We start from the raw sequence: 1,069 nt of genomic DNA, 5'->3' as shown, positions 1-1,069 counted from the left end.
GCCGTTGGCCGGCCCATGCATCGCTGAGGGCCGGCCAACGGCCGGCGCTACCGTTTCGCGATCAGGCGTCCCGGGCGACGTCTTCGTCGTCCAGTGTTTCCACGCCGCCGCCGTGCAGGCGTCGCCAGATCCACTGCAGCGCGTGCGGCGGCGTGTCCGCCTGCTGTTCCAGCAGCGCCAGCGCCTGCGCCTGGCCGATGCGACCATGCCGGCACAGCAGGCTCGCGGCAGCGGCGGCGCGCGCGAAACGCAGACTGCCCGCCAGCCCGCCGTCAGAATCACCGCCCTCCCGCAGCAGCGCCGTGTGCACCGCCGGTGGCAGCTCCCAGGCCGCGGCAATACGGCCGGCCACCGGCAGCGTCCAAGTGTCCAGCAGCTGGCTGGCCAGTTCCTGTGAAGGCGGCGGGTCGGCGCGACGAGTTGCTGCGTCCAGCAGGTGACGCATCACCAACGCCGCGCCCAGCCCTTGGGTCAGCCCCATCCACTGGGCGGCGAAGCCATCTTCCTGGGTGACCCGCCGAGCATGGTCGGCGGCTGCACGCGACGCCAGCAGGGCGTGCTCCCAGATCACCGTGCCGAACTGCGGAAACGCCTCGCAGTGCAGCTGCATGACCGGCTGCACCAGCACCGCGCTGATGATCTGGCGGATGCCGTCGGTGCCGACCAGGGTCACCGCACGCTGCAGGCTGTCCACCGGCTTGGCCTGCAGACGGTACAGCGGGCTGTTGGCGATGCGCAGCAGGTTGCCGGTCAGCACCGGGTCCTGGCCAATGATGACCGCCATCGCGCGGGCAGATGCGTCACTGTCGTTGACGGTCTGGATCAGCTGCGGCAGCAGCTGCGGCCGACGCGGCAAGTGACGGGCCGACCAGTCCTGCGCCTCCAGTGACTGGGTCACAGCCTGCCGCAGTGCGTTCTCGTCAGCCGCCGCGGTTTCCCGCGCACCGCCACTGCGGGGTACCAGCGCCAGCGCATGCAATCCCGCCTGCAGGATCGGCCCGGCGTCGCCCGCGGGCGGCGGCGTGGCCGGCCTGCCGGCCTCGGAAGGCCGTGGCGGGCGGGCATCGGC

Annotated in this window: 1 protein-coding gene; it reads right to left on the bottom strand. The window is 72.2% G+C overall.

The window, feature by feature from the left end:
- Positions 1-61: 61 nt before the first annotated feature.
- On the bottom strand, positions 62-1,069 hold a 1,008-nt coding region (locus QMX83_RS21510), incomplete at its 5' end, for an HDOD domain-containing protein (RefSeq protein WP_282298656.1).

It is taken from the genome of Stenotrophomonas sp. PS02289, assembly GCF_029960115.1.
Taxonomy (GTDB): domain Bacteria; phylum Pseudomonadota; class Gammaproteobacteria; order Xanthomonadales; family Xanthomonadaceae; genus Stenotrophomonas.
Note: the sequence above shows the minus strand (reverse complement) of the source record. Positions and strands in the feature narration are given on the sequence as shown.